Source organism: Thalassospira sp. ABL2_045, assembly GCF_056161285.1.
This window is the reverse complement of the sequence record NZ_JBSWYV010000003.1, coordinates 92547-111211: the sequence shown is the minus strand read 5'-3', so window position 1 is coordinate 111211 and position 18665 is coordinate 92547. Positions and strand designations below refer to the sequence as shown.

Annotated in this window: 18 protein-coding genes; 10 read left to right on the top strand and 8 right to left on the bottom strand. The window is 54.2% G+C overall.

What is annotated here, in order from left to right; translation table 11 throughout:
- Positions 1 to 258 precede the first annotated feature (258 nt).
- Positions 259 to 1119, top strand: a complete 861-nt coding sequence (locus ACXAIA_RS06505) for a cupin-like domain-containing protein (RefSeq protein WP_475348623.1) — start codon at positions 259 to 261, stop codon at positions 1117 to 1119.
- Positions 1120 to 1125: 6 nt separating this feature from the next.
- On the opposite strand, the gene ACXAIA_RS06500 is transcribed toward ACXAIA_RS06505, so the two are convergent.
- The gene (locus ACXAIA_RS06500) at positions 1126 to 1869 is read right to left on the bottom strand and encodes a lysophospholipid acyltransferase family protein (RefSeq protein WP_475348622.1); all 744 of its coding nucleotides are present in this window, start codon (positions 1867 to 1869) and stop codon (positions 1126 to 1128) included.
- A gap of 163 nt (positions 1870 to 2032) precedes the next feature.
- Positions 2033 to 2812, bottom strand: coding sequence for a GNAT family N-acetyltransferase (locus tag ACXAIA_RS06495; protein ID WP_475348621.1), 780 nt, complete (start codon positions 2810 to 2812; stop codon positions 2033 to 2035).
- A 250-nt stretch (positions 2813 to 3062) separates the two neighbouring features.
- On the opposite strand from ACXAIA_RS06495, the gene ACXAIA_RS06490 reads away from it, so the two are divergent.
- Complete coding sequence (locus tag ACXAIA_RS06490) at positions 3063 to 3560, top strand: hypothetical protein (RefSeq protein ID WP_475348620.1); 498 nt, start codon at positions 3063 to 3065, stop codon at positions 3558 to 3560.
- 86 nt (positions 3561 to 3646) lie between these two features.
- On the opposite strand, the gene ACXAIA_RS06485 is transcribed toward ACXAIA_RS06490, so the two are convergent.
- From ACXAIA_RS06485 to ACXAIA_RS06475, 3 genes are all read right to left on the bottom strand, one after another.
- Positions 3647 to 3889, bottom strand: coding sequence for an Lrp/AsnC ligand binding domain-containing protein (locus ACXAIA_RS06485; protein ID WP_044828849.1), 243 nt, complete (start codon positions 3887 to 3889; stop codon positions 3647 to 3649).
- A 96-nt stretch (positions 3890 to 3985) separates the two neighbouring features.
- Positions 3986 to 4933 carry a carbohydrate kinase family protein gene (locus ACXAIA_RS06480; protein ID WP_475348619.1) on the bottom strand — a complete coding sequence of 316 codons (948 nt, stop codon included), beginning with the start codon at positions 4931 to 4933 and terminating at the stop codon, positions 3986 to 3988.
- Between the two features lie 157 nt (positions 4934 to 5090).
- Positions 5091 to 6683: a bifunctional metallophosphatase/5'-nucleotidase gene (locus tag ACXAIA_RS06475; protein WP_475348618.1), complete on the bottom strand. Its 1593-nt coding sequence runs from the start codon at positions 6681 to 6683 to the stop codon at positions 5091 to 5093.
- Positions 6684 to 7310: 627 nt separating this feature from the next.
- On the opposite strand from ACXAIA_RS06475, the gene ACXAIA_RS06470 reads away from it, so the two are divergent.
- From ACXAIA_RS06470 to ACXAIA_RS06435, 8 genes are all read left to right on the top strand, one after another.
- A complete protein-coding gene (locus ACXAIA_RS06470) occupies positions 7311 to 8306 on the top strand; it encodes a BMP family lipoprotein (protein ID WP_475348617.1) in 996 nt (331 codons plus the stop codon).
- A gap of 43 nt (positions 8307 to 8349) precedes the next feature.
- Positions 8350 to 9933 (top strand): ABC transporter ATP-binding protein, encoded by a 1584-nt coding sequence (locus tag ACXAIA_RS06465; RefSeq protein WP_475348814.1) that lies wholly within the window; start codon positions 8350 to 8352, stop codon positions 9931 to 9933.
- The gene (locus ACXAIA_RS06460; RefSeq protein ID WP_475348616.1) at positions 9930 to 11048 is read left to right on the top strand and encodes an ABC transporter permease; all 1119 of its coding nucleotides are present in this window, start codon (positions 9930 to 9932) and stop codon (positions 11046 to 11048) included. Before ACXAIA_RS06465 ends, ACXAIA_RS06460 begins: the two co-directional genes overlap by 4 nt.
- On the top strand, positions 11048 to 12019 hold the full coding sequence (locus ACXAIA_RS06455) for an ABC transporter permease (RefSeq protein WP_475348615.1): 972 nt from the start codon (positions 11048 to 11050) through the stop codon (positions 12017 to 12019). Before ACXAIA_RS06460 ends, ACXAIA_RS06455 begins: the two co-directional genes overlap by 1 nt.
- A 111-nt stretch (positions 12020 to 12130) precedes the next feature.
- Entirely contained in the window at positions 12131 to 12544 is a 414-nt protein-coding gene (locus tag ACXAIA_RS06450; RefSeq protein WP_475348614.1) for a cytidine deaminase, read from the top strand.
- On the top strand, positions 12541 to 13347 hold the full coding sequence (locus ACXAIA_RS06445; RefSeq protein WP_475348613.1) for a purine-nucleoside phosphorylase: 807 nt from the start codon (positions 12541 to 12543) through the stop codon (positions 13345 to 13347). The genes ACXAIA_RS06450 and ACXAIA_RS06445 overlap by 4 nt, the downstream gene beginning before the upstream one ends.
- Before the next feature lie 59 nt (positions 13348 to 13406).
- A complete protein-coding gene (gene deoA / locus ACXAIA_RS06440) occupies positions 13407 to 14747 on the top strand; it encodes a thymidine phosphorylase (RefSeq protein ID WP_475348612.1) in 1341 nt (446 codons plus the stop codon).
- Between the two features lie 257 nt (positions 14748 to 15004).
- The gene (locus ACXAIA_RS06435) at positions 15005 to 15769 is read left to right on the top strand and encodes a DeoR/GlpR family DNA-binding transcription regulator (RefSeq protein WP_062955067.1); all 765 of its coding nucleotides are present in this window, start codon (positions 15005 to 15007) and stop codon (positions 15767 to 15769) included.
- Between the two features lie 35 nt (positions 15770 to 15804).
- On the opposite strand, the gene ACXAIA_RS06430 is transcribed toward ACXAIA_RS06435, so the two are convergent.
- The 3 genes from ACXAIA_RS06430 to ACXAIA_RS06420 form a co-directional block, all read right to left on the bottom strand.
- A complete protein-coding gene (locus ACXAIA_RS06430) occupies positions 15805 to 16623 on the bottom strand; it encodes an ABC transporter ATP-binding protein (RefSeq protein WP_475348611.1) in 819 nt (272 codons plus the stop codon).
- A gap of 136 nt (positions 16624 to 16759) precedes the next feature.
- Entirely contained in the window at positions 16760 to 17470 is a 711-nt protein-coding gene (locus tag ACXAIA_RS06425; protein WP_200892681.1) for an amino acid ABC transporter ATP-binding protein, read from the bottom strand.
- A gap of 91 nt (positions 17471 to 17561) precedes the next feature.
- Entirely contained in the window at positions 17562 to 18665 is a 1104-nt protein-coding gene (locus ACXAIA_RS06420) for an amino acid ABC transporter permease (RefSeq protein WP_475348610.1), read from the bottom strand.

Below are 18665 nucleotides of genomic sequence, written 5' to 3'. Positions count from 1 at the left end.
GTGAAAAAGCACCCCAAGACGGGGTGCTTTTTTCGTTTCTGGAAACGGTATCCTCGTCAAGACCGCCACACATGAAACCGCGGCCCGGCTGACGCCTTAAGATGTCCCTGTCATGAGACACGATACCAGGAGTTACAGACGTTTAGGGGCTTATCGCTAGTGTTACGCGCTTGATTTCATCTGAGAGCTATGATGTATCTGAAGCACGTTCACCGATCCGAACATAAGGCGAAAGATAATAAAACCGACGGGGCCTGAATGACGCGCGACTTATGCTATCTGAGTATTGACCGACAGGATGATCTGAGCCGAGAAGATTTCATCGAGCAATACCTGAAGCCAAAACGCCCCGTTATTATGCGCAGTTTCGCTGCCAACTGGCCGGCATTGCAGAAATGGACCTATGACTATCTCAAACAGGGGTGCGGGGACGTCGAGGTGCCGCTGTATAGCGAAGCATTTGCCAATTCGGACAATGACTATCTGGACTCAACCCAGAGCATGCCGTTTGGCGAGTATCTTGATCTGATCCAGGCGGGGCCGACGCCGCTTCGCATGTTCCTGTTCAATGTCTTCAAGCACATGCCACAACTGCGCGAGGACTTTTCCTACCCCGATCTTGGCGTGACATTTCTCAAGAGCCATCCGTTCCTGTTTGTCGGCGGCCAGGACGCCTATGTCGACATTCATTACGACCTTGATCACAGCCACGTTTTCCTGACGCAGATGAGCGGCACGAAGCGCGTCATTCTGTATGGCAGTGAAAATGGGCGGAAGCTTTATCAGCATCCTCTGACGGTTTCGTGCAATGTTGATTTTCGCAACCCGGATCTGGAGCGGTATCCGAAGCTCAAGGATATTAAGGGCTACGAGTGCATCCTCGAAGCAGGCGATACCATCTTTATTCCAAGCCGCTGGTGGCATTTCATTGAATACAGCACGGCGGGTATCAGTCTGACCTTGCGCGCACTCCCGGAAACCTGGCCTGCCCGGGTGGCTGGTCTTGCCAGTATCATCAAGCTTAAGGTGATCGACCAGTATCTCGGCAAGATGATTGGCGAGAAGAAGTGGTATCAGATGAAGGAAGACTGGGCGCAGGCAAGGGCCCGCAAGGCGTAACTGGCGTCAGGCCTTTTTCAGGATGGTGTCATAGCCGTTCTGGACGCCTTGGTGGGCCCATTGGGTCAGTTCCTTGCGGTTTGCAAAATCGGAAACCGGGCGGCTTGGACTGAAATGCACTTTGACGGTACAGCCCCTTGTCGCCATGAAACGCCAGAAATGGAAGGCAAGCGAGGTGTCGTCAAACCAAGGATACAGGACTCGCTCGGGTTCGGGCGCTACCTCATTACCCTCTGATCCATTTTTCAGGCACAGTACGGTAATGGGCTGAACGTGGCACACCTCGGCGATTTTTTCGTCAAAGACAAATTCCATCAGTGACGATTTGAATGGCAGGACGACGCTGCCATCGGTGCTGGTTCCCTCGGCAAACAGGACCAGTCGATGGTCCGGCAGGATCTTTTCGCGAAGGACCTTGATCTGTTCGTGGGACTTGATGGCCCGACGTTCGACAAAAATCGTCTGGCAACAGCGCGCCAGAAACCCTATGCCAGGCCAGCTGCGGACTTCGGACTTTGCAATGAAATTGACGGTGAATAGCGAATTGATCACCGGAATATCAAGATAGGACGTGTGGTTACCCAAAAGAAGCAGGGGCAGGGTGTCGCTGGGAGATCCGCTTTGCTCCACCCGGATGCTGGTAATCTTGCGCGCACCGATATGCCACAGGCGTACAATTTTCGCGCTGGCACGGATTTTAAGGCCCTCAAGGATCAGGAAGGGTATCAGCAACACAAACAACCAAACCATAAGCACCGTGAACTTGATTCCGGCCTTTAAATGTTGGGCAAGGGTGATCTGGGCAGTTTCTTTGGAAGGTGTAGTCTGGTCCAAAACGCTTGAAAATCCTTGATAAATGCCAGTGCCGGTCTTTCATGTCGCCAAGAAGGACTTGTGCAACATGAAAAGAGAATCACGTATTTAGAGGTTCGAGTTCAAGGTGATCCGCCTGCTTCTTGTAAAAGCGGTAATATTGGTCCGGAACCTTGGCGACGTCGACGGTGATCAGCACATCAAGCGTCTTGAAATCGGGATCAAGAGCGACCCCATCGCCGACAACGCCCCCCAAAGACAGATAAGCCTTGATCAATGGTGGCAATTGAGCAAGAGCCGTGTCCGGGTCGATATCTGCTTTGGGCATGCGGTTCATCGACTGATAATCGAGTGCACGTGCCACATGAGGTGCATCGTCCAGCTGATAATGGTGCAGGTAGGACAGTTCTGTGGCGATGTTATCGATGTCTGTCCCGTGGAAGCTTACGCATCCGAACAGATAGCGGATGTCATGATCGAAGATCAGCTTGGTGATCCCACGCCATAGAAGCTGAATGGCCTTGCCGTCGCGGTAGTCTTTGTGAACACAGGAGCGGCCAACCTCCATGCAGTTGTCCTGCACAGCATCAAGCAGGGGAATAGAAAATTCTTCCTGAGCAATATAGTTCAATCCCGCAGGCTTTTGGGCCGAAAGCAACAGGCGCGTCGTTGCGATGACTTTCCGCGCATTGTGGTTGTCGACAACAAGCAGATGTTCACAGAACGGATCGAACTTGTCGCTATCGAGTCCGGCCGAGTGTTGATCGGTCAAGGCTTTGGCGTGAAACTCGCCAAAGAAAACTTCAAAGCGCAGTTCTTGCGCTGCTTTCAGATCGTTTTCAGTCTTGGCAAGATGAACAGAATATCTACCGGTGGTCATGCAAAACTTTATGCTGTTGTTCTGATGAAGCTTGATTCTGTAAGGTTCAAGCGAACAAGTGACAAGCTATACCACATATTGAACAGTCTATAAAAACAATAAGATAGCGGCGGTTTTGCGTCGCCTGCCGGAAAATTTTGCGTCATATGGCATAAACAGGCTTCTGAAAATGTTGTCTTAAATGGACGTGTGGCAATTTCACGCAACATGCCCACATTAAATTCGATGTTTTCACGAGGAAGAGGGCGCCATGCCGTTCACAACAAGTTGGGTCAAAACAATCACCACCGGTTTCATTTTCGTCGGTGGCTGTGTTGCGTTGAGCGCGCCTGTGCAGTCACATCCTGCGCAATCGATCCATGAGCATGATGTTGTCGAACTTGCGCAAAGTGGCGGGATCTTCAGCGACGAAGAGCGCCGGATCATTCGTGATGTGCTGGATGTCGCAACTGGGCAGACAGACGACAAACCGGACCGTGACGGCAAGAAAAAGAACAAGGGAAAAAACGGTAACGGAAATAAGGGCAAAGGGAACAAAGGGTTGCCGCCCGGAATTGCCATGAAACTTGAGCGGGGTGGCACCTTGCCGCCGGGCATTGCGAAACGCGATTTGCCCGATGATCTGATTGCGCGGCTTCCTGCGCGCAGCGACGGCGCACTGCGTCAGATTGTAGGCGACGATGTTGTCCTGATCGAGAAGGGAACCGAGATCATTCTGGACGTCATCCGGGATGTCGCGGGCAACTAACTTCAGTGATCATGATCCGATCGAAAAAGCGGCGCCAGTTGGACGCCGCTTTTTTCATGTCTCGTGTTCGCGCACCTTCTTGAGTATCAGGTGAAGGCGTTAAAGGTAATGATGGTCTGGGTGTCCTTGATGAAGGGCAGCTTGTGGATCTGTTCGTTCACATAGCGCCCGATATCCTGTTCATCCTCGACATACACCTTGACCAGCAGTTCAAACGGGCCAGAGATCGAATAAACTTCCGACACGCCTTCAACCTCTTCAACGAGTTCGGCAGCGACGTCATAGGCTTTGCCCAGTTCACATTTCACAAAGATGAAAAATGGATGCATCGGAATGGCTCCGGTTTGATGTGGATTTCCTGACAAGCTACCTGCCTTGAATGACGCATGCAATCATCAAGCTAGCGGGTTTCAAAGCCAGATTTGTTAAAGCGGTTTACTTTGGGCCTGTGATGCGCGTTCAGATACAGCTTCCTGTGAAACATCCCAAACGGTCGTGCCTTCGGTTTCTGCCGTCAAACTCGCCATGGCAAGGCCGGACGCTATGGCGTCCTCAAACACTGTATCGGGCTTGGCATAGGCCGTAAGAAAACCGGAATAGAAGGCATCACCGGCACCATTGACATCTTTGACCTTGGTCGGCAGGGGCGGCCAAAACGCCGTTCCAGATGCGCAAGAAGATACAACACCCTGGGCGCCAAGCGTAATGACGACTTCGGGAATGCCTTTGTCGCGAAGGCACTCGATAGCTGCTTTTGCCTGATTGATGTCCTTGATCTCGATACCGGTCAAAACATGTGCTTCGGCCCGATTGGCGATCAGAAGATCAAGCTTGTTGAGCGCGGGTTTGAATCTTGCTGCTTTACTTGGCGATACGGTTGCCGCACAGAGCTTTGTCGTACCTTTGTTTTCAGCAAGCCACGCGATGCTCTCGGTTGGCAGGTTGGCATCAATCAACCACCAGGGCCATGCCTGACACTCAGCAAGATGGGGTTCCAGGCGATCAATGGTCAACAGGTCATAAACCTCGGCATTCATCATGCCGAGCGCAAGTTCACCCGTTTCATCGAGAAGGGCGGTATAGCCTGCTGTTGCCATGCCATCGATCTTCATGAGATGGCGGGTATCAATCCCAATGTCCGAGAGCGCCTCGGTGACCTGATCGCCATCACCATCATCCCCGACAGCCCCGAGCATTGCGACTGTGTTGCCAAGCAGTTTCAGATGCACCGCGATATTACGGCTGACCCCACCGGGTTTGCGGTGCAGGGTGCGCACCGGGTTGGAGGCGGCGGGGACAAAAGTTTCGGTACATTGCAAGGTGCGGTCAAAATGGGCGGCACCAAAGCAGAGTATGTTGGTAGAAGACGTCATAGAGAACGGGTGCTCTTCGTGGTGGTGCGTCACAGATGTGACGGGGCATGCATAACAAGCGACGTTGATAAGCCTCGTGCGCCCCCAAAGGCAAGCAAAACAAAAAGGCAGCCCACACAGGACTGCCTTTCCTTGGTGAAAACCGGGATACCCAACCTTATTTCAGGTTGATGCGGCCTTTGGTGCTTGGCGTCATCGGGGAGTTGAGCCCGATATAATCTGCAACCGCCTGCTCAAGGTTTGGACCGAAATCATAGACATCCGTGGCATTGTCCCGGAACAGGGCATAGCCATCGCCGCCATTGCGCATGAAGTCGTTGGAAACAACGCCATACATTTTGCCGGTATCGATGGGGGTGAAGCCATCACCCTTGGCGACCATCACGTTTGAAATCCGCGATCCGGCAGGCTGTGCAAGATCAAGATCAAACGTCAGACCTGCCACCTGCGGGAACTGGCCTTTGCCTTCCTCCACCAGCGATACGCCATGTTCAAGCGACGCCACGATATCCGCACCAGAAAGTTTGAAAGTCGCCAGCGCATTCTGGAACGGCAGAACCGTCAGGACCTCACCCATGGTAACCGTGCCTTCATCTATGCTGGCGCGAACACCGCCGCCATTCTGGATGGCGATCTGATAATCTTCACCAGCTTTCCACAGCATCGCATTGGCAACGAGTGAGCCCATGGAGCATTCCATCGCACGACATGTTTCACGCGATCCATCTGCAGGGGCGGTAAAGCTGCCAACTTCGAGCGTGCGAACTGCGTCAACCTGACCGCTGGCTTCTTCGATGACCGCGAGAACATCCTCGGCCGGTTTGATGCTGGCATCCAGGGCAATCGGTTCGCCCGACCAGGCGGTGGCAACACCTGCATCATCGAAGGTGACGTTCAAATCACCCAGATAGCGGCTATAGGCATATGCCTGAACGATCAGCACCGGTTTGCCATCCGCACCGTTCATTACGACCGGGTAGGGATGAGAAGCCTTGTCATTGGTGTTGGAGAACAGAAGATGATCATGACCACCAACAATCACATCGACACCGCTGACATCGCTCACATAGTCAAAGTCGGCATAAGAACCCGAATGGCTCAGTGCGATGATCTTGTTAATGCCCTGTGCTGTCAGGCGGTCTATGGACGCCTGCAATGATTGGCCAAGATCGTTGAATTTAACGTTCGGACCCGCACTTGAGATATCGGCGGTTTCGGGTGTGGTCAGACCCACGATGCCAATGCGCTCTCCGCCCACCGTAATAATGGTTTCGGGCTTGATCAGCTCATTCAGGCCATCGGTGGTGGCTTCGATATTGGCCGACAGGATTGGTGTCAGGCTGGATTTGATGAAGTTGGCAAGAACATCCGGGCCATCATCGAATTCATGGTTGCCAACCGCCATCGCATCATAATCAACGAGGTTCATCAGTTCGGCGGTCAGCGACCCCTTGTAGGTCGAATAGAAAAGAGATCCTTGGAACTGATCGCCTGCATCGACCACCAGAACATTACCACCCTCGGCACGGGCATCGCGAATGGCCGTCGCAAGCCGACCATATCCCCCAAAGCACTTTCCCTCAGAATCATCCTCGGCACTGCAGGTGTTGTTGTATTTCGTGACCGATTCAACGCGGTCATGAACGTCATTGGTATGAACCAAACGCAGGTCGTAATCTGCCAAGGCAGTTCCGGCGCCAAGCGCCAGTATGGTGCAGGTCGACAGCAGCCCGGTAAGTGTTCTTTTCATCCCTGATCTCCAACAATAGACAAACGATCCCGCTCCAAGCGGGAAAATTCATTTTGAAACGCCAAACCATGTGGATCGGAAAATCTGTGTCCCGGTGGATGTTAGCACCAATTTATCAACTGATATATTTCCGGTTTTTGACGGTGTGGTGAACATTACACCCAGAGCAATGCGCTGGAATGGTAACCAGGCAGCACGATTTGACAAGAATCGGTGGCGAACCAATTTCGCCCGGGACAGGCATGTTTCGCGGTGTCGAGCACGCGTGATGGGCTCACATCGCGAGAAAAAAATTATCTGGATAAAGATGAAACTGTTTCAACAAGCGTTTGCCGAAAACTAAGGGAAACCCCGCAGGTAGGGGATGTTTGCACCAGATAATGCCAGATCAATTTTGACCAAACGGACAGGTTTTGCCGAGGTCTTGCGTCCTCGGCTATTTACAGGGCACTATATTTTGTAGTTACCATTAGCATTCGCAGCATGATCGCCCGTGTTTCTTTGGTTGAGGGACCGAAGCCTGCGTTTCGTCATGTTGTGAACCACGTTTTTTCGATGAGGGAGTTCCGCCGATCAAGGGAATTGGCGGAAGGCATAATCAGAATTCAAACAATGAAGGGCATCGGAATGAAAAAGCTTCTGACCTCGGTGGTCGCGGCTGTCGCTTGCTATGCAGGTGTTGCTTCGGCTGCAGAAATTCGACCGGCTGTCGTGTACGACCTTGGTGGCCGTTTTGACCGTTCCTTTAACCAGGCGGCATATACGGGTGCTGAGAAATACAAGGAAGACACCGGTACCAACTACCGCGACTTCGAAATCCAGAACGATTCACAGCGCGAGCAGGCAATGCGCAACTTTGCGCGCCGCGGCATGGATCCGATTGTTGCGATTGGTTTCTCGCAGGCATCCGCACTTGAAAAAGTCGCCAAAGAATTCCCGGAAACCAAGTTCACCATCGTTGATATGGTCGTAGACCTGCCGAACGTTCAGTCGGTTGTCTTCAAGGAACACGAAGGTTCCTTCCTTGTTGGTGTTCTTGCGGCGATGGCATCTGAAACCGGCAAAGTCGGCTTCGTTGGTGGTATGGACATTCCGTTGATCCGTAAATTCGCTTGTGGCTATGCACAGGGCGTCAAGTATTCCAACGCCGATGCTGAAATCTTCCAGAACATGACCGGTACGACCGGTGCTGCCTGGAACGATCCGGTTAAAGGTGGTGAACTGGCGAAATCCCAGTTCGACCGTGGTGCAGACGTTGTTTACCACGCCGCTGGCGGTACCGGCGTTGGTGTGCTGCAGGCTGCAGCAGATGCTGGCAAACTCGGCATTGGCGTTGACTCCAACCAGAACGGCCTGCATCCGGGGTCGGTTCTGACCTCCATGCTGAAACGCGTTGACGTTGCTGTTTACGAAGCATTTGACGCTGCTGCTAATGACAATTGGGAGCCGGGCCTGACCATTCTTGGTCTTGCAGAAGGTGGTGTTGATTGGGCGCTTGACGAAAACAACGAAAGCCTGATCACCGACGATATGAAAGCAGCCGTTGCCGAGGCCAAGGAAGCAATCGTTTCCGGTAGCCTTGAAGTACACGATTACATGAGCGATAGCGCCTGCCCGATGTAAGGCAGTCGTCAAAGCAAATCGGGGATTTGTCGTGTCGGATACGATGCATCAAATGCACGGCGCCGGGGAAACCGGGGCCGTGCAACCCGCTATTGAACTGCGTGGAATAGACAAGCGGTTCGGTGCGGTACATGCCAATAAAGAAATCGACCTCAAGGTCGACAAGGGAACAATCCACGGAATCGTGGGGGAGAATGGGGCTGGTAAATCGACCCTGATGAGTATCCTGTACGGCTTTTATCAGGCTGATGCAGGGACCATTCATGTCGATGGCAAGCTTTGTGATATCAAGGGATCCGAAGACGCGATTGCCGCAGGGATCGGCATGGTTCATCAGCATTTCATGCTGGTGGAGACATTTTCGGTTCTCGAAAACGTCATTCTGGGCGTCGAAGGTGGCGCTGTTCTGCGCGATGGGGTCGACAAGGCCCGCGAAGAGCTTAAACGCCTGGAGCGAGAATACTCGCTCAATATCGACCCGGACGCGACGGTTGGGGACCTTTCGGTTGGTCTTCAGCAACGCGTGGAAATTCTAAAGGCTCTCTATCGTGGGGCTGAAATTCTTATTCTGGATGAGCCGACCGGTGTTCTGACACCGCAAGAGGCGGATCATCTTTTCAGAATTCTTGATACGCTCAAAGAGCAGGGCAAGACGGTTGTCCTGATTACCCACAAATTGCGCGAGATCATGGCTGCAACGGACAACGTGTCTGTCATGCGCCAGGGCGCAATGGTGGCACATCGCAAGACAGCCGAAACCAGCCCGGAAGAACTTTCCGAATTAATGGTGGGCCGTAAAGTATTGCTCCGCCTTGAAAAAGGGGAAGCCAATCCGGCCGCGACCGTTTTGAATGTCGAGAACCTGTGTGTTGATAATGCCCAGGGTGTCCGCAAGGTCAAAAATGCGACCTTCAATGTGCGCGCAGGCGAGATCGTCGGCATTGCCGGGGTTTCCGGCAACGGGCAAAGCGAACTGCTCGAAGCACTTGGCGGGATCCGCTCTGCCAGCGAAGGCACCGTGGAATTAAACGGTCAGGATGTCACGCCGGGCAAAGGTGTCGATGCTGCTGAATTGCGGCGTCGTGGTGTTGCCCATGTTCCGGAAGACCGGCATCGCATGGCGATGGTCACGGCCTTTACCGCCAAAGAGGCAGCCATTCTTGGCTACGAGGATGACCCCGCCTATCAGAAGGGCGTGCTTCTGGACTGGAACGCCATTTCGGATGCCACAGCAAATCTGATGTCGGAATTTGACGTGCGTCCGGATAATCCGGATTTGAAAGCGGCGAATTTTTCGGGCGGCAACCAGCAGAAACTTGTTCTGGCACGTGAAATCATGCGCGATCCGGAATTGCTTCTGGTTGGTCAGCCGACCCGTGGTGTCGATATCGGCGCCATTGAATTCATTCACAAACGTATTGTCGCCATGCGGGACGCCGGCAAGGCTGTTCTTCTGGTGTCTGTGGAGCTTGATGAAATCATGTCGCTTGCCGACCGTATCTTGGTGATGTGCGATGGCGCCATTATTGGCGAAGTTGCTGCATCCGAGGCAAATGAACGTGTGCTTGGCCTGATGATGGCGGGCGTTGACCCGAATGAGGCCAAGGCCGTGGAGGGGCAGGCATGAGCAAGACTGTCGAACTGCCGCGCTGGATTGATGTCGGCGCACTGCCCTTGCTAAACCTGCTGCTTGCCCTTGTTGTATCCGGGCTTGTGGTTTTGGCGATTGGCGAAAACCCGGTCGAAGTCGTGGAAATCCTGCTTTATGGCGCATTTGGCTATGAAGAAGCGTGGGGATACACGCTTTATTACACAACCAACTTCGTGTTTACGGGGCTTGCCTTTGCGGTGGCGTTCCATTGTGGCCTGTTTAACATCGGCGCCGAAGGGCAGGCTTATGTTGGTGGCCTTGGGGTGACGCTGGCGGCCCTTTATCTCGATTTCCTGCCATTCCCGATCATGTTGGTCGTGGCGATGTTGGCGGCGATGATTTTTGGTGCTGCTTGGGCTTATATCCCGGCTTATTTGCAGGCACGTCGCGGCTCGCACGTCGTGATCACAACGATCATGTTCAACTTCATTGCGTCATCGCTGATGGTGTATCTGTTGGTGAACGTCCTGCGTCCGGAAGGCTCCATGACGCCGGAAAGTGAACAGATTGCGGAACATCTGCGCTTGCCGTTCATTCATGACATTGCCGGTGCCCTTGGTATCGAGATGGCATCGAGCCCGCTGAACCTGTCATTTGTCTATGCCATTGTCATTAGCGTGATGGTCTGGCTGTTCATCTGGCATACCCGGTGGGGCTATGCGATCCGCACAGTGGGTGCCAACGCGGTGGCCGCGACCTATGCGGGGCTTGAGCCCGGCCGGCACATCATCATTGCGATGATGATTTCAGGCGCGCTGTCATCCTTTATGGCGCTGAATGAGGTCATGGGTGTTCAGCATCGCTTGTTGATCGATTTCACCGCCGGATATGGCTTTGTCGGTATCGCCGTGGCTCTGATGGGGCGCAACCATCCGTTCGGTATCTTCCTGGCCGCATTGCTGTTCGGGATGCTGTATCAGGGCGGGGCGGAGCTATCATTTGAAATTCCGACGATTTCCAATGACATGGTCGTGGTTATTCAGGGTCTTGTCATCCTGTTTACCGGTGCGATGGAACATATGTTCCGTCCGCGCGTGACAAAGATCTATACGGCGTGGCGCCTGCGCCAGGATGCCGGGGAGGCCGCTTAATGGATACATTTCAGCTGATTATCCTGTTGCTGGATGCAACACTGCGGACCTCTACCCCGCTTATTCTGGCCGCTCTTGCCGGCATGTTTTCCGAACGATCCGGGACGATTAACCTCGCACTCGAAGGCATGATGCTGGGCGGTGCGTTTTCGGCGGCGGCAGTTGCGTTTTATGTCGGAAGCCCCTGGGTTGGTCTTCTAGCCGCGATTGCCACAACGATCGCGCTTTCGTTGCTACATGGCTTTGCCTGCATCACGCATAAGGGCAACCAGGTTGTGTCCGGTATGGCGATCAATATCCTGATGTCCGGTCTGACGGCCCTTGTCGGGATTGCCCTGTTTGCACAAGGTGGCAAAACGCCGGCCCTTGATAAAGCATCCCGTTTCCAGCCGATCACGTTCCCGGGCGCAGAAGCCGTTCGAGATGTGCCGGTTTTGGGGCCGATCTATTCAGAACTGCTTAGTGGCCACAACATTCTGGTCTATGTTGCCTTCATCGCAGTACCTGCGGCCTGGTGGGTGATGTATCGGACCCGATTTGGCTTGCGTTTGCGGGCTGTGGGTGAAAACCCGGGTGCGGTCGATACTGCTGGTATTGGTGTTGTCATGATGCGCTACCGTGCGGTGATTTGCAGTGGTGTGCTTGTGGGGATGTCCGGTGCGTATCTCTCAACGGCGCAAGGTGCATCCTTCCTGCAGGACATGACCGCGGGTAAAGGTTATATCGCACTGGCCGCGATGGTGTTTGGTAAATGGCGTCCGTTCCCGGCACTGGCTGCTTGCCTGCTGTTTGGTTTTCTTGATGCGGCGGCAACCCGTCTGCAGGGTGTTGTTCTGCCGGGCATCGGCGAAGTTCCGGTCCAGTTGGTCCAGGCATTGCCATATGTTCTGACGGTTATTCTTCTGGCCGGGTTCATTGGCCGCGCCATTCCGCCAAAGGCGCTTGGCCGCGCCTATGTCAAGGAACGCTAAGCTTTTCGTGGTTCGGGTCTGGGCCTATGATGTCGGCAGGCCCGAACCACAGTTTTCCGATATTTTGCGCTTTGGTCAGGCGCGATAGGTAATCAAAACAGGATCAAACAAATGGTTGCTCAGAAACAGGCTCCGCGCGATCTGATTGACGCGGCACTTGCGGCCCGTGACAAGGCCTATGCGCCTTATTCGAACTTCTTTGTTGGCGCTGCGCTGCGCACCGCGGATGGCAAGGTCATTTCGGGCTGTAACGTTGAAAATGCGGCCTATCCGGAAGGCGTCTGCGCAGAAGCCGGGGCGATTTCTGCCATGGTGCTGTCGGGTGAAACCCGATTTGACGAGATTGTCGTTGTCGGGCTTGGTGATATTGCCTGCACGCCGTGTGGCGGGTGTCGTCAGAAAATCCGCGAATTCACCGGTGCGGATGCGACGATCTTTATCATCAATGATTCTGGTGAAACGCTTCTGACGCTGAGCCGTGAAGAACTTATTCCCCATTCCTTCGGGCCGGAGAACCTTAAATGAGCAATGTAAAAGCTGCACTTGATGTCATTGCCAGCAAGGCACCCGGGTTCAAGGCGGAAGTCGCATTGGTTCTTGGTAGTGGCCTTGGCGGGGTTGTTGACGCTGTCAGTGATGCGATCAGCATCGCGTATGAAGACTTGCCGGGGTTCCCGCGCCCGACCGTTGTCGGGCATGGCGGGACGCTTGTTCTTGGGCGGATCGGCGGGGTGTCCGTTGCGGTCATGCAGGGACGCGCGCATTATTACGAACATGGTCGTTCCGATCTGATGGCGGAGCCGCTTGAAACCCTGCGTGAGCTCGGCGCTGAGCGCCTTCTTCTGACCAATGCTGCGGGTTCCTTGATCCCGGATGCGGTTCCGGGCAGCCTGATGCTGATTACCGATCACATCAGCCTGTTTGGCCCGAACCCGCTGATTGGCTATCACGGTAATGACCGCTTTGTCGGGATGGATATGCCCTATGATCCGGAAATTGGATCGGGCTTGCACGATGCGGCGGCAAAGCTGGGTATCAAACTGTTTGAAGGAACCTATTGCTGGTGCACGGGGCCAAGCTTTGAGACACCGGCTGAAATTCGTGCGCTCAAGGTGCTTGGGGCGGATGCGGTTGGCATGTCGACTGTGCCCGAAAACATCCTTGCCCGTCGACTTGGCTTCAAGGTGGCGGCGGTTTCAAACATCACCAATCTGGCCGCCGGCATGAGCGCGACACCGCTCAGCCATGACCAGACATTGGAAATGTCAAAAACCGGTTCGGCCAACCTTATCAAGATATTGCTGCAGTATTTTTCAAGCGCTTCGTGAAGTCGAGTGACTTCAAAGCTGCTAATTTGATTTAACGACAAGTGCGCAGGAGACAGCATATGCTGCCCCAGGAAATCATTCGCCGTAAACGCGAAGGCGAGGTTCTGACCGACGCCGAAATCGCCTTTTTCGTTAAGGGCATCACGGATAACAGCATCAGCGAAGGGCAGGTGGCCGCCCTTGCGATGGCTGTGTTCTTTAACGGAATGACCATGGATGAACGCGCCGCGCTCACGCGCAATATGCGCGACAGCGGCACGGTCTTGGACTGGAAATCCCTTGGTCTTGATGGTCCGGTTGTCGACAAACATTCGACAGGCGGAGTTGGTGACAAGGTCAGCCTGATGCTGGGACCGATTGTTGGTGCCTGTGGGGCCTTTGTGCCGATGATTTCCGGTCGTGGGCTTGGCCACACTGGTGGGACGCTGGACAAATTTGATTCCATTCCGGGATATCGTACCACGCCAACCCTTGAGGAATTCGCCAAGGTTACTCGCGAAGTCGGCTGTGCGATCATCGGCCAGACATCCGATCTGGCCCCGGCAGACAAGCGGTTCTATGGCATCCGGGACGTCACCGCGACGGTCGAGAGCATCCCGTTGATCACGGCGTCCATCCTGTCAAAGAAACTGGCAGCAGGCCTAGATAGCCTTGTGATGGATGTGAAATTCGGGTCGGGTGCCTTCATGGCCGAGTATGAGCGTGCCCGCGAACTGGCTGAAAGCATCACCGAAGTCGCCACCCGTAATGGCGTTCCCACCGTCGCACTTCTGACCGATATGGAGCAGGTGCTCGGCGATGCAGTTGGTAATGCACTTGAAATGCAGGAAGCCATCGATTTCCTGACCGGCAAACATCAGGAACAACGCGTCTATGACGTCACGATGGCTCTCGCGGCTGAGATGCTGGCGGTGAGTGGTGTGGCAGCGGATGTGTCTGATGGCCTTCGCATGGCGACAGAGGCGCTTGAAAGCGGCAAGGCGGCCGAAACATTTGGCAAGATGGTCTCAAGCCTTGGTGGTCCGGCAGATTTTGTTGAAAACACCAGCAAGTATCTGGAAGCGGCCCCGATGATCAACACGGTCACGGCGGCCAAGACTGGTCGCGTACTTTCGATGGATGCGCGCAAGGTCGGCCTGGCGCTGGTGTCGTTGAAGGGTGGGCGGACGCGTGCCGATCAGAAGATCGATTTCGCCGTCGGCTTTACCGATTTCGTCAAGGTCGGGCAACCGGTTTCGGCCGAAACACCGATTTGCATCGCCCATACACGCGATCAGGCCCAGCTTGAAGAAGCAACAACCTTGCTGCGAGAAGCGATCATCGTCGGCGAGGGCGATGTAGACCCGACGGGCAGTGAACCCGCAGTTCGTGAGCGCGTTGTCGCCCGCAAGCAGGCGTGATATTCGCAAGCAGAACAGAAAAGAAAAGCCGGGTTTAAGCCCGGCTTTTTTCGTTTCGGGCTTAAACGATGATCACACTCTGGATCAAGTCGGCCAAGAGTGTCCGTGATTTTGCACGTGCTTCAGGTGCCTAGTCATCAGCGCGTTCTGATCTCCGTTCGTCGACAAGACTTGCCAAATGGCGCCAGAGAAAGCATTTTGATCAGGAATGAAAATTTTCCAATAAAGATGAAAATTGAAGACAGAAGGAGAGAGGCATGGGGAAACTGGATCGTCGTCGTAGAGAGATATTGGAGCTTGTGGCGTCCAACAGCTTTATGACCATTGATACCCTTGCCGAACATTTTTCTGTCACACCGCAAACCATCCGCCGCGATATCAATGAAATGGCTGAAGAGGGCCTGATCGCGCGTTATCATGGTGGTGCGGCCAGCGTTTCGACCACGGAAAACACAGCTTATACGGATCGCCAGGTGCTCAACCTTGGCAGCAAGCGCGAAATCGCGAAGCTGGTGGCTGAACATATCCCCGAAGGCGCATCTCTTTTCATCAATATCGGGACGACCAACGAAGAAGTGGCGCATGCGCTGCTGGGGCACAAGAGCCTTAAGATCATCACCAACAATCTGCACGTTGCGGAAATCTGTGCGGCAAACCAGGGTTTTGAAGTCATCATAGCAGGTGGGGTTGTGCGCCAACGTGACTTCGGGGTGATCGGGGAAGCCACCATCGATTTCATCAACCAGTTCAAGGTCGATTACGCGATTGTCGGGATTTCCGGCGTGGATGAAGACGGTAGTCTGATGGATTTCGATTACCGTGAAGTCCGTGTGGCGCGTGCGATTATCTCAAACGCTCGTCAGACATTCCTGTGTACCGATGCCTCGAAGTTTGGCCGGCGCGCCATGGTGCGTCTTGGACATCTTTCGGAAATTGATGCGCTCTTTACCGATCGCCATCCGGGACCAATCTGGTCGGATGTTATCCGCGAGGCCGATGTATCGGTTTACACAGCGAACTAGGGGTAGGGGTTCGCTAAACCGACAGCCTCCTTGGTTCAGCTATAGACATGGTCTTCGCGTTTACCGGTTCGCATGCTGATCGGGCCTTGCGATGAACCATTGAGCATCTGGGTCAGATGCTCATTGTGGGCATCGTCGATGTCTTTGGTTTTGCCCGACCAATAGACCTTGCCGTCATGCATCATCATCAGGTTCTGATAGCGCGTGCGGGCGATCTGCATGTCATTGGTGATCGATATCACCGTGGTGCCCCGTTGTTCGGCGATTTTGCCGATCATACGTTCGATATGGTTCGACAGGACCGGGTCCAGTCCGGCGGTCGGGTTGTCGAGCAAAAGGATCGATGGATCGGTCGAGATGGCACGCGCGACACCAACGCGTTTCTGCATCCCGCCCGACAGGTCACCAGGTGTCAGGTCCGCACTTTCTGACGCCAGACCGACAAGCCCAAGCAAATGGACGGCATGTTCCTTGGCGTCCTTGCGGCTAAGCGTGCCAAGCTCGATCTGGCGGAAACAGATGTTTTCCCAAACCTTCAGGCTGTCAAACAGGGCATTTTGCTGAAACAGCATGCCGATGCGTTCGGCCCATTCGGCGCGTTTGGGCGCATTGGTCTGGCTGACATCATCCCCATCAAGGATGATCTTGCCCCCGTCCGCCCCGTAAATTCCGACCAAGCATTTCATCAGAACGCTTTTACCAGCGGCCGATGGACCAATGATCGCAAGTGTCTCACCCTTGGGCAGGTGAAGGCTGACGTCATCAAGGGCCAGCTTGTTGCCAAACCGCTTGCTGAGATGTTCGACAGAGATAAAGGCCGGATGGGTCGCGGAACTGGTTTCAGGCGGGGTCATTGGCATTCCGGATGATGAGTATGTTGGGCCGAGTTTCGGCAATTGCGCGGGCCGGGGCAAGGATCATTTTCACAAAAACGAAAACGGCCCCGCATATGGGGGCCGTTTTGCAAAGATCGGATGCTTGGATAACCAGTTAGTGCGACAGAATTTGGCTGAGGAACAGCTTGGTACGGTCGCTTTTCGGGTTATCAAAGAACTCCTGCGGGCCTGCCATTTCGACGATCTGGCCAGCATCCATGAAGATCACGCGGTCAGCGACCTCTTTGGCGAAGCCCATTTCGTGGGTCACGCACAGCATGGTCATGCCTTCCTTGGCGAGCTCGACCATAACGTCGAGCACTTCCTTGACCATTTCCGGGTCAAGGGCCGAGGTCGGCTCATCAAACAGCATGATTTTCGGCTGCATGCAGAGCGAACGGGCAATCGCCACACGCTGCTGCTGACCACCGGAAAGCTGACCCGGATATTTATGGGCCTGCTCGGCAATGCGCACACGCTCAAGATAGTGCATGGCGAGGTCGTTGGCTTCTTTCTTGGGCATCTTGCGAACCCAGATCGGTGCCAGCGTCAGGTTTTCCAGCACGGTCATGTGCGGGAAAAGGTTGAAGTGCTGGAACACCATGCAGACTTCGCGGCGCACGGCTTCGATGTTTTTGACATCGTCGCCAAGCAGAATGCCGTCGACATAGATTTCACCGCTTTGATAGGTCTCAAGACGGTTCATGGTGCGGATCAGCGTCGATTTACCAGAGCCGGAAGGGCCACAGATAACGATACGCTCACCCTTGCGAACAGACAGGTCAATATCCTGAAGAACATGGAAATTGCCATACCATTTGTTCATCTTGTTGACGACGATGACATCCTCTTTGGACGGAGGAGGCACAGCGCCGGTAGTGGTTTCAGTTGCTACAGTCATTGTAAATCCTCACTCCTTACCTTTGTTCGCCTTTGCGAAGCTCTTTTTCAAGATAGGCGGAATATTTCGCCATCGAGAAACAGATCAGGAAGAATATTGCCGCTGCGAAGGCATAACCTTCGACGTAATACTTGGTCCAGGCCGGGTCACTGCGAAGGGCCAGCTTCACCGTGCCAAGGAAGTCAAACAGGCCGATAATCACGACCAGCGTGGTGTCCTTGAACATGGAGATGAAGCTGTTCACAGTCGGCGGAATCACCAGACGCAGAGCCTGCGGCAGAATGATCAGACGCATGGACTGCCAATAGGACAGTGCAAGACTGTCACCGGCTTCGAACTGGCCACGCGGCACAGCCTGCAGGCCACCACGGAACACCTCGGCGAGGTAGGCGGCGGTAAACAGGATGATACCGATCTGTGCACGCAGCAGCTTGTCGATGGTGACCCCATCAGGCAAGAACAGCGGGAACATGACCGATGCCATGAACAGAACCGTAATCAGCGGTACGCCACGAATAACTTCGATATAGACCACAGAAACGGTTTTGATTGCCGGCATGTGTGACTGACGACCAAGGGCCAACAGCAGACCAAACGGGAAGGCAAAGATCACACCGATCGAGGACAGGATCAGGGTCAGCGGCAGGCCGCCCCAATAGCTGTTCTGAACATAGGTGAGACCAAAGATACCGCCCCACATCAGAATGGCAATGATCGGCACACCAATCACCCACATCGGGATGATGGCCTTGCGCAGGCTCGGATACTTAACGGCACCGAGGCTGCCGCAGATGATGCCCATGAGAAGAATCATGGCCAGCAGCGGACGCCACTGTTCATCAAACGGGTAGGTACCAAACAGGATCAGCCGCAAGTTGGCATTCACAAAGCCCCAGCAGGCGCCAGAGACCTCTGCGCAGCCTTCAATCGTTGGAGACAGCGTTGCATTGACGATAGCCCATTCAACGATCGGCGGAATCAGCCACAGAAGGAACGCAATCGAACCAAGGGTCAGGATGGTGTTAAACCAGCCATCAAACAGGTTTTTCTTGGCCCAGGTCACAACCCGCGTTGTAGCGGTGCCGGTTGGAAGAGGAGGTAGTTTTGCGTTTTCTGACAT

What these genes read in the sequence shown, in the direction of transcription:
- ACXAIA_RS06460 (WP_475348616.1), top strand. Translation starts at nt 9,930, where the DNA reads ATGAGCAAGACTGTCGAACTGCCGCGCTGGATTGATGTCGGCGCACTG.
- ACXAIA_RS06470 (WP_475348617.1), top strand. Translation starts at nt 7,311, where the DNA reads ATGAAAAAGCTTCTGACCTCGGTGGTCGCGGCTGTCGCTTGCTATGCA.
- ACXAIA_RS06450 (WP_475348614.1), top strand. Translation starts at nt 12,131, where the DNA reads ATGGTTGCTCAGAAACAGGCTCCGCGCGATCTGATTGACGCGGCACTT.
- ACXAIA_RS06430 (WP_475348611.1), bottom strand. Translation starts at nt 16,623, where the DNA reads ATGACCCCGCCTGAAACCAGTTCCGCGACCCATCCGGCCTTTATCTCT.
- ACXAIA_RS06490 (WP_475348620.1), top strand. Translation starts at nt 3,063, where the DNA reads ATGCCGTTCACAACAAGTTGGGTCAAAACAATCACCACCGGTTTCATT.
- ACXAIA_RS06425 (WP_200892681.1), bottom strand. Translation starts at nt 17,470, where the DNA reads ATGAACAAATGGTATGGCAATTTCCATGTTCTTCAGGATATTGACCTG.
- ACXAIA_RS06495 (WP_475348621.1), bottom strand. Translation starts at nt 2,812, where the DNA reads ATGACCACCGGTAGATATTCTGTTCATCTTGCCAAGACTGAAAACGAT.
- ACXAIA_RS06500 (WP_475348622.1), bottom strand. Translation starts at nt 1,869, where the DNA reads ATGGTTTGGTTGTTTGTGTTGCTGATACCCTTCCTGATCCTTGAGGGC.
- ACXAIA_RS06505 (WP_475348623.1), top strand. Translation starts at nt 259, where the DNA reads ATGACGCGCGACTTATGCTATCTGAGTATTGACCGACAGGATGATCTG.
- ACXAIA_RS06445 (WP_475348613.1), top strand. Translation starts at nt 12,541, where the DNA reads ATGAGCAATGTAAAAGCTGCACTTGATGTCATTGCCAGCAAGGCACCC.
- ACXAIA_RS06480 (WP_475348619.1), bottom strand. Translation starts at nt 4,933, where the DNA reads ATGACGTCTTCTACCAACATACTCTGCTTTGGTGCCGCCCATTTTGAC.
- ACXAIA_RS06420 (WP_475348610.1), bottom strand. Translation starts at nt 18,665, where the DNA reads ATGTCAGAAAACGCAAAACTACCTCCTCTTCCAACCGGCACCGCTACA.
- ACXAIA_RS06465 (WP_475348814.1), top strand. Translation starts at nt 8,350, where the DNA reads ATGCATCAAATGCACGGCGCCGGGGAAACCGGGGCCGTGCAACCCGCT.
- ACXAIA_RS06485 (WP_044828849.1), bottom strand. Translation starts at nt 3,889, where the DNA reads ATGCATCCATTTTTCATCTTTGTGAAATGTGAACTGGGCAAAGCCTAT.
- ACXAIA_RS06455 (WP_475348615.1), top strand. Translation starts at nt 11,048, where the DNA reads ATGGATACATTTCAGCTGATTATCCTGTTGCTGGATGCAACACTGCGG.
- deoA (WP_475348612.1), top strand. Translation starts at nt 13,407, where the DNA reads ATGCTGCCCCAGGAAATCATTCGCCGTAAACGCGAAGGCGAGGTTCTG.
- ACXAIA_RS06435 (WP_062955067.1), top strand. Translation starts at nt 15,005, where the DNA reads ATGGGGAAACTGGATCGTCGTCGTAGAGAGATATTGGAGCTTGTGGCG.
- ACXAIA_RS06475 (WP_475348618.1), bottom strand. Translation starts at nt 6,683, where the DNA reads ATGAAAAGAACACTTACCGGGCTGCTGTCGACCTGCACCATACTGGCG.